Origin of the sequence: Mesorhizobium sp. M1A.F.Ca.IN.022.07.1.1 (genome assembly GCF_003997575.1) — a bacterium.
Lineage (GTDB): Bacteria > Pseudomonadota > Alphaproteobacteria > Rhizobiales > Rhizobiaceae > Mesorhizobium.
The window spans coordinates 1-10,177 of the sequence record NZ_RZST01000218.1 but is presented as its reverse complement, the minus strand read 5'-3'; the positions used below and the strand labels follow the sequence as shown (position 1 = coordinate 10,177).

Annotated in this window: 9 protein-coding genes; 4 read left to right on the top strand and 5 right to left on the bottom strand. The window is 63.5% G+C overall.

Annotated elements, in window-relative coordinates; translation table 11 throughout:
* Positions 1-786: transglutaminase-like cysteine peptidase (locus EOA75_RS21835; RefSeq protein WP_245466701.1), on the top strand; the 786-nt coding region annotated here is incomplete at its 5' end.
* A gap of 13 nt (positions 787-799) precedes the next feature.
* Here the strand turns inward: EOA75_RS21835 and EOA75_RS21830 are convergent.
* Genes EOA75_RS21830 through EOA75_RS21815 form a run of 4 tightly spaced genes read right to left on the bottom strand, consistent with a single transcriptional unit; the run spans position 800 to position 6,296 of the window.
* Positions 800-1,441, bottom strand: a complete 642-nt coding sequence (locus EOA75_RS21830) for a ribbon-helix-helix domain-containing protein (protein ID WP_095781935.1) — start codon at positions 1,439-1,441, stop codon at positions 800-802.
* Positions 1,431-2,720, bottom strand: a complete 1,290-nt coding sequence (locus EOA75_RS21825; RefSeq protein ID WP_066989331.1) for an HlyD family type I secretion periplasmic adaptor subunit — start codon at positions 2,718-2,720, stop codon at positions 1,431-1,433. Before EOA75_RS21825 ends, EOA75_RS21830 begins: the two co-directional genes overlap by 11 nt.
* Before the next feature lie 15 nt (positions 2,721-2,735).
* A complete protein-coding gene (locus EOA75_RS21820) occupies positions 2,736-4,868 on the bottom strand; it encodes a type I secretion system permease/ATPase (protein WP_127325132.1) in 2,133 nt (710 codons plus the stop codon).
* Between the two features lie 30 nt (positions 4,869-4,898).
* Positions 4,899-6,296: a TolC family protein gene (locus EOA75_RS21815; RefSeq protein WP_245456911.1), complete on the bottom strand. Its 1,398-nt coding sequence runs from the start codon at positions 6,294-6,296 to the stop codon at positions 4,899-4,901.
* Positions 6,297-6,878: 582 nt separating this feature from the next.
* Between EOA75_RS21815 and EOA75_RS21810 the strand changes: the two genes are divergently transcribed.
* Positions 6,879-8,219: an NAD(P)H-dependent oxidoreductase gene (locus EOA75_RS21810; RefSeq protein ID WP_127214499.1), complete on the top strand. Its 1,341-nt coding sequence runs from the start codon at positions 6,879-6,881 to the stop codon at positions 8,217-8,219.
* Here EOA75_RS21810 and proC read toward each other — a convergent pair.
* The gene (gene proC, locus EOA75_RS21805) at positions 8,194-9,009 is read right to left on the bottom strand and encodes a pyrroline-5-carboxylate reductase (RefSeq protein WP_127214501.1); all 816 of its coding nucleotides are present in this window, start codon (positions 9,007-9,009) and stop codon (positions 8,194-8,196) included. The two genes, EOA75_RS21810 and proC, sit on opposite strands and share 26 nt — an antisense overlap.
* Before the next feature lie 79 nt (positions 9,010-9,088).
* On the opposite strand from proC, the gene EOA75_RS21800 reads away from it, so the two are divergent.
* Positions 9,089-9,334 carry a hypothetical protein gene (locus EOA75_RS21800; protein WP_127325131.1) on the top strand — a complete coding sequence of 82 codons (246 nt, stop codon included), beginning with the start codon at positions 9,089-9,091 and terminating at the stop codon, positions 9,332-9,334.
* 216 nt (positions 9,335-9,550) lie between these two features.
* Positions 9,551-10,177: tetrahydrofolate dehydrogenase/cyclohydrolase catalytic domain-containing protein (locus tag EOA75_RS21795; RefSeq protein WP_127325130.1), on the top strand; the 627-nt coding region annotated here is incomplete at its 3' end.

Genomic DNA, 10,177 nt, shown 5'->3' with positions numbered 1-10,177 from the left:
GCCAGTGCCTATGCGCCTCTCGAAGTCCGCCCGGCGGCAAGTTCCGCGAGTGGAGAGGCTACCCCCGGCGTCGATCCGATCCGGATCGACCCGATCCAGGTTGACCCGATTCAGACTGGGGCGATCGTTCCGGGCGTGTTCGGGTCGGTCGCCTTGTCCATGCGCAACTTCCCGGTCGCCGCGCGCTGGGCGCCTGTCTACAAGGCGATTATCGACTGCACGGCCGGAAGTGCCTGCGATCGTGAGAACGCTGCGTTTGGGGAGATCGTCGGCATTGCAGCCAACAAGGCTTTTCGCGACAAGCTGGACTTCGTCAACAGCAGCATCAACCGGCTGATCGCCTATCGCAAGGACAGCGTCGTCTACGGCAAGCTCGACTACTGGGCGAAGCCGTCGGAGATCCTCGAGCATCGCGCCGGCGATTGCGAGGATTTCGCGATCCTGAAGATGGCGGCGCTGTTGCGCGCCGGGATCCCGGCGCAGAGCATGTCGCTCGTCGTGCTGCAGGATCGCCGCCGGAAATTCTTCCACGCGGTGCTGTCGGTGAGCACCGGAAGCGGCACCTTCATCCTGGACAGCCTCAGCAACGTTGTGGCGATGGACCGCGATCTTCCCGATTATGTCCCGCTCTATTCATTCAGCACCGACCGAGCCTGGATCCACGGCACGAAAGCCGGCGCACAGATCGCCGACATCGCTGGTGGTTTCGCGACAGTGGCGCCCGGCGAAGGCGCTTCGCCCGATGTGACGGTCACGTCGGCAGGCTCCGGTTTCGGAGCGAAGTAGGCGGCTTGCCTCTTCAACCGTTGAAGACGAACGCCATCAACAGCTCCGGCTCTGTGACCGGCGCGCGCACCGCGCTGAGCTGGCCCCTGTAGCGGCGCTCGCCGGCGCCGATGACGAAGCCGGTGGTGACGGGTGTCTCGCCATTGGCGTCGAGCCGGGCAAAAACGTCGACGACGTTGAGGTCCAGCGCCAGCTTGAGGTCCTGCCTGCCGTCGTCGCCCGGCGCGTTCGGCAGCTGGCGCCTGACCAATTGCTGGAACGGGGCATTGAAGGTCAGGATCTTCTTCGACGAAGACAGCGCGAAGGCGGGCGAGGGGCAGGCGACCAGGATCGCGTTGATGGTCCGGATCGAGGCGAGCTTGCGCAGTTCCATGCTTTCCTCGGCGAGGCCGCGCATGCATGCGACCCGGATCGCCGATGTGAGATTGCCCTGGTCGGGATGATTTTCGGCGATCTCCTCGACCAGCATGCCGATCGTGCATTTGCGGCTTTCGGCCATCTGCTTCAGCGACACCCAGAAGGCTCGCTCCAGCCGGATGCCGCGGCGCACGCCGCCACGCGCCACGACGCGGAACTCCGGGCCGAAATCTTCGGCTGCGAGCGGCGGCAGCAGCCGGTCGCGCGGAGTGTCGGGGCGTGCGGCGCTATCGTTCACTCATCGCCTCCTGGCGCGCCTTGTTGATGGGCTTCAAAAGATAGTTGAGGATCGTCTTGCGCCCGGTCTTGATATCGACCGAGCAGATCATGCCGGGGATAATCGAATAAGTCTTGCCGTTCCTTTGCAGCGTGGATTTCTCGGTCGCGACGCGCACTTGATAGTAGGGCTCGCCCGTCTTCTGGTCGACCAGGCTGTCGGCGGTGATGTTGGAGACCTTGCCTTCGATGCCGCCGAAGATCGAGAAGTCGTAGGCCGTGACCTTGATCAGCGCGTCCTGGTCCGGCTGGATGAAGGCGACGTCGCGCGGCGAGACCCGCGCCTCGACCAGCAGCGTCTCCGAGGTCGGCACGATGCCGGCCACGACCGCGCCCGGCTGGACGAAAGCGCCGAGCGTGTTGACATCGAGCGTGTTGACGATGCCGTCGACAGGCGAGCGGATATCGGTCCGCGCCACCTTGTCGGTGGCGCCGCGAATGGTTTCGTCCACCACAGAGAGGTCCGCCAGCGCCTGCGTCAAGTCGCTCAATGCTTCCTGCTGCAATTGCAGGCCGAGCTCGTCGACTTGAAGCTGCGCCTCGGTGATGGCCGCCTTGCTCTTCTTGATGGTCTCTCCGGCAAGGTTGAGCTGCCCGCGGAGATCGGTCTGCTCCCGCTCGACGCGAATCTGTTCGGTCCTGGCCATCAGGCCTTTCTTGACCATCGATTCGACGAGCGCCGTTTCCTGGTCGCTGACGGCGAGGCTCTTGGACAGGCGGTCTGAATTGGCGGTTGCCTCGTCCAGTTCCTTCTCGCGCTGATCGAGACGCGACTTCAGCACGGACAGCTTGACTTGGAAGTTGTCCCGGCGCGCAACGAGCAGCTTCTGCTCGTTGTCGCAGATCTCCGGGGCAGTCTTCTGGATGTCGGACGGACAGGGGAACGCGCCCTCGAGATTGCCGCTCTGCTCGAATTTGAGCCTGGCAATGCGCGCCTGCAACGCCCGCGCCTTGGCCTGCTCCTCACCCAGGCTCGAGGTGTTGCCTGTGTTGTCGAGGCGGATGATCAGATCGTTCTTCCTGACGGTCTGGCCAATCTTGACAGCGATTTCCTGGACGACGCCGGCTTCGCTCGCCTGGATGATCTGCGTCTTGGAAGCAGGAATGACCTTGCCGTCGCCGCGCGCGATCTCATCGACCTCGGCAAAGGATGCCCAGGCGGTGAAGGCCACGAACAGTGCCCCTATGATGTATACGGACGCCGAAGCGAAAAGCGGCGGCCGGTCGTCTTTTGCTAACATTCCCCAACGTCCCGGTCAGGCATTCGCCTTTTGCAATGCCTGGATGACTTGTTCCTTTGCTCCGTCCGCGACCACGCGCCCCTGCTCGATGACGATGAGGCGGTCGACTAGCTCCAGCATGCTGTAGCGATGGGTCGACACGATCAGCGTCGTGTTGCGGTCGAACGCCACCTTGAGCTGCCTGATCAACTGCCGTTCCGAGGCCAGGTCCATCGAACCCGATGGCTCGTCCAGGAACACGATTTTCGGTTTGGTCAGCAACAGCCGCGCGATCGCCACGGCCTGCCTCTGGCCGCCCGACAGATTGGTGCCACGCTCGCCGACATTCATGTCGTAGCCGCGCGGATGGCGAGAGACGAAATCGTCGACGCCCGCGGCCTTCGCCGCATCGATGATTTCCTCGTCGGTCGCGTCCGGCGCGGCCATCAGGAGGTTTTCCTTGATCGTGCCCGAAAACAGGTCGCCGGCCTGCGCGACGATACCGACCGCGGCACGAACTTCGGACGGGTGGTATTGGCGGATGTCGATGCCGTCGAGCAGCAGTTCTCCGGACGTCGGCAGGAACAGCCGGCCGATTAGGCGCCCCATTGTGGTCTTGCCGGAGCCGATGCGGCCGATGATGCCGATGCGCTCGCCGGGGCGGATTGCAATGTTGAGCCCGTTCAGAACCTCGTTTTCGGTGCCTGGATAGGCGAAGCCGACATTCTTGAACAGCATCGCGCCGCTGCGGATCGGCCGGTTGACGAAGCCGACCGTGTCGGGCCGGTCCTCCGGCTGCGACATGATCGTATTGACGATCCTGAGCGACAGCACGGCTTGCCGGAAGCGGGAGAGTGTGATGGCGATCTGGCCGAGCGGCGCGACCGCGCGGCCCGCCAGCATGACCGTGCCGATAATCGCGCCGGTCGAGACCTGGCCTTCCGAGAAGGCATAGGCGCCGGCAACCACCAGGGCGACGGTCACGAATTGCTGGATGGCGCCGGTGATGTTGCCGGCAGCGGCGGAAAGCTCCTTGATCTTCTCCGAGGTGTTGGCGGCGTTCTTCGAGTGCTCGCCCCATTTGCGCAGCAGATAGGCCTCGGCGCGCAGCGACTTGATCGTCTCCAGCGTGGAAATGGACTCGACCAGGAGCGCCTGGCGCTGGGCAGATTCGTTCATCGAGGCGGCGACCCGCCTGCCGATGCGACTCTGTGTCACCAGACCGACAATGACGGCGATGACGAAGGCGAGCGCCGGTATGATCGCCAGCCAGCCGCCAATAGCGTAGATGACCAGCAGGAAGACGAAGACGAAAACCGTGTCGATGAAGACGCTTATGGTATTCGAGGTGAAGAACTCGCGCACGAACTCATATTGTGTGACGCGATTCGCGTATTCGCCGGTCGATCCCGGCCGCGCCGAAAGCGACGAGTTGAGCACTTTCTCGAACAGCAGATAGGAAATCCTGAGATCCGCCTTGCGCCCGGCATAGTCGATAAGCGAGGCACGGGCCGTCTTCAGCAACAGGTCGAACAGGATGGCCGCGCCGATCCCGAGCGCCAGCACCCAGAGCGTCGAGATCGCCTTGTTCGGCAGGATGCGGTCGTAGACGTTCATGGTGAAGATCGGCGAGGCGATCGCCAAGAGGTTGATGAAGACCGCCGACAGCACGACCTTCGAGTAAGTGCGCCAGAACGCCCCCATCGTTCCGGTCAGCCAATGGCGTCTTTCGATCCTCGGCGCCGTGCCGACCGTCATCTCCTCGGCGGTGTTGGCATAGGTGATCGAGAATGAGGCGCCACCGCTGATGTAGCTTTCGGCAAGCTCCGATTTGCCGATCGTGGTGCGGCCGTTTTCCTGCGGCGCCGTTAGAAATTGCCCAGTTTCCGTTTCGGCGAGCAACGCAACCGGCAGTTGGCTGGCGCGGAAGACGATGGCCGGAAGATCGACCCGGCCGCGCACGAAATCGCGATGGTTGAACGCCTGGACCTCGAGACCGATCCGTTCGGCCAGATGCCTGATGTTGTCCGGCTCGATCAGCGTGTCCGAAATCGGCACCCCGGCAAACAGCACGGTCTCGGCGCTCGGCCGGCCAAGATAGGCTGCAATCGCCGAGAAGCAGGCTTTGAAAGCCTCCTTGGGCGAGACGATATTAGGTTGCTGGTTCACGATCCGCCCCGAAGGACCAGAGATCGATGCTTACATCGGCTGCTTCTTCCTGACCGGCGCGAGGATGTCGAACGGCAGATCGTTCTTCTGCTCCGATGGTGTGCGCGCATAGGTTTCGGTATCGGCTGTCGCCGGCGTGCCGAATTCGCTACGCGCGTAGGCGGCTGCCTGCTTGGCCGGCTGGATGTTCAGCGTCTTCAGCAACTCCCCGGTCGCGGCCAGCAGCCGGTATTGGGCAAACAGCGACGCGTAGGACGAGGTATCGGCAAGCGTCGCGGTGTTGAAGCGCGTGTTCTGCGCATCCAGCACGTCGAGCAGCGAGCGCTGTCCGACCTTGAACTGCTCGCGGTACGAGGCAACCAGCCTTTCGTTGGTTGCTGCCTGCAGCCGCAGCGTCTGCGCAAGTTCCGCCTGGCGGAAGCGGCGGTCCCAAGATGTGCGGACGGCTTCCTCGATCTCGCGCAGCACCTGATGCAGCGCAAGGCGCTGCTCGCTGGTGCGGCGGATCTGCTCCTGCTCGTTGGCTTTGTCGATGCCGCCGCGATAGAGATTCCAGCGCAGCACCACCCGAGCCTGCAGGTCGCTGGTGTCGCCGTCGTCGCCGTCGATGTCATAGCCGCCCCGTGCGACACCCTCGGCGGTGATGGTGGGGCCGTATTTCGCCCGCGCGGCGTCGACCAGCGACGCGGCAGCATCGATGTCGCTGTTGGCCATGTGGACGCGCGGATTGTTCTGTCTGGCAAGCCCGATCGCGTCATCGAGCGAGCGCGGCAGCGCGCCGGCCACATCGGCCGGCCGCGACGGGTTGGTCAGCGGCTTGCCGACATTCTTGAAGAAGCGGATCTTGGCCGCTTCCAGTTCCTCGGTCGCCTCCTGCATCCGCGCCTTGGCGGCGTAAAGCCGCTCCTCGGCCTGCTGCCGGTCGGCATCGTTGAGCGCGCCGCCCGCGATGCCTTGCTTGATGTCGCCGAGTATAGACTGATGGAAGCCGAGGTTCTTCTTCGCTTCGGCGACGATCGACGCCTGCAGCATGTATTCGAGATAGTCCTGGACGACGGCAAGCCCGATGAATTCGGACCGTTCCAGCACCCTGAAGGAAGCTCCGTCGACGCGCGAGGCCTGGCGGTTCAATTCGGCCCGTCTTGCGCCACTGTCATAGAGCGTCTGTGAGACGGTGAGGTCCGCTTCGTTTGGATAAAGCGCGTCATGATCCTCGTCGAGCGCTCGCCGGGAGTCGTTATCCAGACGGCGGACGCCGGTCGACGCTTCGAGATCGACGCTGGGAAGATAGAGCCCTTTCGCCTGGCGCAGCTCGAATTCGATGGCTTCGCGGTTTTCGATCGCCTGCCCAATCTCCGGATTGGATTCGACCGCGACTGCTACAGCTTCCTTGAGCGTGAGTGCGCTGGCGCTTCCGCAAGCCAGCATCGACACCGTCATGGCAAGCGCAAGGCGCCAGCCGACGGTCACTTTACCCGTCCTGGTCATTTCTACCCCGTGACTATCCCCGCGCCGTTTTGTTTTTGTCAGCGCTTATTTCGCCCAAGCCTGCCACCGGAGCTTGCAACGAGTATCTAGCAGATTTTTCGCGGATAGGAGGACTTATTGATTTAGAGCGCTCCAAAAGCACGGATTCCAGCCATTAGTCCCGGCGGATGTAGCAAAAATGGCACAGAAGACGATCGCCGCCGGGGGCGCCATTCAGTTGAAAGTGACCGCGAACACCATTTTCTCTAAATAAACAGTAAGTCCGCACAAAGGAATCGACCGAGGCGTCGCTCACCGTGCCAACTTTGGCGGTCAGATCGGCACTTGGCACGAACCGCGGCATCCGCCCTTCCTCCGGACATGGCCAAGGCTTTCAAACACCTGAAGGTTGCGGATCGTTGCGGGAAATCTGCGCCGGTCCTGCAAGACGTGCGCACGAAATTGCCATGGGTGGCTGGTTTTGTTGGCAAACGGGGATCGTTCCCTGTATTGCGGGCTGAAGCAAAGCATGGACGTTCTTGTATGACAAATGTCGCCCTGACCGGGCTTGCCCGCGATCTCGCCCGGCGCGCCACCGACGGCCGCCCCGTGCGCATCGGCGTCATCGGTTCCGGCGAGATGGGCACCGATCTGGTGACCCAGGGCATGCTGATGCCGGGCATTTCGATTGCGGCCATTTCCACGCGCCGCCCGCACACGGCTCGCGACGCGATCCGCATCGCCTATGGCGACGATGCAATGGCTGCAGAAGCCGAGACCGCCTCCAAGGTAAGCCAGGCGATAGAAAGCGGCAGGATCGCCATCACCTCGAACGAGATGCTGGTCACCAATCCGCTGATCGACGTCGTCATCGATGCCACTGGCAAACCCGGCGTCGCCGCCGATTTCGACCTGATGGCGATGCAGCATGGCAAGCATCTGGTGATGATGAATGTCGAGGCCGACGTGACCATCGGCTGCTACCTCAAGCAGCAGGCGGATCGGCTCGGCGTTGTTTATTCGGTCGGCGCCGGCGACGAGCCGTCGAGCTGCATGGAGCTGATCGAGTTCGCCTCGGCGCTCGGTTACACCATCGTCTCGGCCGGCAAGGGCAAGAACAACCCGCTCAACCACGACGCCGTTCCCGACGATTATCGGGATGAAGCGCTGCGCCGGAACATGAACCCGCGCATGCTGGTCGAGTTCGTGGACGGCTCCAAGACCATGGTCGAGATGTGCGCCATCGCCAACGCCACCGGCCTGGTGCCCGATGTTCCGGGCATGCATGGCCCGAAAGCCGACCGTGATCAGCTGGCCAAGGTGCTCATCCCGCGCGAGGACGGCGGCATCCTGGCGAAGAAGGGTATCGTCGACTACACGATCGGCAAGGGCGTGGCGCCTGGCGTCTTCGTCGTCGTTGAGGCGACGCATCCGCGCGTCGTCGAGCGCATGGACGATCTCCATGTCGGCCACGGCCCTTATTACAGCTTCTTCAGGCCGTACCACCTGACCTCGCTGGAGGTGCCGCTGACCGCAGCCCGCATCATGCTCTACGGCAAACCCGACATGGTGCCGCTGCCTAAACCGGTGGCCGAGGTCTGCGCGGTCGCCAAGCGCGACCTCGCCGCAGGCGAGATCTTCGACGCCATCGGCGAGACCTGCTACCGCTCCTGGACCATGACGGTCGCCGAGGCGCGCGCCAGCCGTGCCGTGCCGGTCGGACTGCTCGAAGGCGGCAAGGTCCTGAAGCCGGTCAGGAAGGGCGAACTCCTGACCGCCGACAACGCCACGCCCGACCAGACGACCAAGGTATTTGCCCTGCGCCAACTGCAGGACGAGATGCTGTATGGCGTGAGGACTACTTCCCCAGCTCTATCGATCTGAGCCGCGCCGCTTCCACCGCGTCGGTCAAAAGCTTCGTCAGCCGGTCTTCGCCCATCAGCACTGCAAGCGCTGCGGCGGTAGTGCCGTTCGGGCTGGTGACCTGCTGGCGCAGCACGCCCGGCTCCTCATCGCTTTCGGCGGCAAGCGAGGCTGCACCATAGACGGTCTGCAGGGCGAGCAGCTTGGCTGTCTCGGCCGGCAGGCCGGCCTTCTCGGCGGCGACCGTCAGCGCCTCGATGAAATGGAAAATATAGGCCGGGCCGGAACCGGAGACCGCGGTCACGGCGTCCATCAGGCTCTCGTCGTCGATCGTCGTCACGACACCGCTCGCCGACAGCAGCTCGGCGGCGAAGCGCCTGACGTTGTCGGGAACGAGCGGGTTGGAAAACACCACCATCATGCCCTTGCCGATCGCCGCCGGCGTGTTCGGCATGCAGCGCACGATCGGCGCGAGCCCGCCCAGGATCTCCTCGAAGGTCGCGACCGGCGTGCCCGCGGCGATGCTGACGAAGGTGGTCCCGCCGTCGGCGAAGCGCTTGTAGCTTGCCGTCACATCGCGGATGACCTGCGGTTTCACGGCGATGACGACGAGATCGGGCATGGCATCGGCGGGAATTGCGGATGCGTCGGCCGCGGCGCCGCAACCAAGATGTTCGGCTCGCCTGCGCAACTCGGCATTGGGCTCGACCACGAACACCGCCGACGGCTCGAGCTTGCCGGATTTCAGCCAGCCCGAGAGCATCGCATAACCCATATTGCCGCAACCGGCGAGAACGAGCCTGATGGTCATCGAAACCTCCGCAAAGAGGGCTCTCCTTAGCCGCTTGCGAGGTTGCGGAAAAGTCCAGACTCCAAGGTCGGAGCATGGCTTGGAGACGCCAACCGCTCAAAGCCGCACCTATTCCTATAGTTCGGACCATCCGCAGCGTCCGGAACCACCCCACGACACATACGCTCCGTCGGCGCCTTCCCGTTCGCAATCGGCGACAGCCGAGGCGCGCCAGTCGCCAGGCGATCAGCAGAACCAGATCGGCGAGATCAGGGCCAGCCTGCGCGAATTTCGCGAGGCGGTGCGCGTTCTGACCGAAAGCCGCTCGCGCTGCCGCTATTTCTAAAACACCCCGTCTTCGCTAAAAGCGGCCTTCGATAAAAGCAGCCGGTTTCGGGTTTACGGCATCCGACGACGTTTTGACGGGATTGGCCTGTCGAATTTTCGTGAAAATGCCCCGCGGCATTTGACCGCTTGCGCGCCGCGTTCGCGTGCCGACTGCTGGATTGAGGATCAGGGCTGCGTGCGAGGCGTGGCCGCGCAACAGTGTTGAAGGTGAATGATGGCCGAAGTGATCGACGGGAAGAGTGTCGCCGCAGACGTGGTATCGAAGGTCAAGGCGCTGACCGCCGAGCTTTCGGCCAAGGGCGCGACCAGGCCCGGTCTGGCGGTGGTGATCGTGGGCGAGGATCCGGCAAGCCAGGTCTACGTCGCCTCGAAGTCGCGCACGGCCAAGGAGTGCGGCTTCCATTCGCTCCAGCACACGCTGCCGGCTGAGACGACCGAAGAGCAGCTGTTGAAGACCATCGGCGATCTCAACGCCGACCCGTCGATCCACGGCATCCTTGTGCAACTGCCGCTGCCCGGCCATATCGATGCCGGCAACGTCATCCAGACGATCGCGCCGGAAAAGGATGTCGACGGCTTCCACTTCATCAATGTCGGCAAGCTCGGTACCGGCGAGCTCGAGACGGCGTTCGTGCCCTGCACGCCCGCCGGCTCGATGCTGTTGATCCAGCGCGTGCGCGGCAAGGACCTTTCCGGCCTCAATGCAGTCGTCGTCGGCCGCTCCAACATCGTCGGAAAGCCGATGGCCAATCTGCTGCTCGCCGCCAACTGCACCGTCACCATTGCCCATAGCCGTACCAAGTACCTGCCGGCGCTGGCGCGCCCCGCCGATATCCTGGTC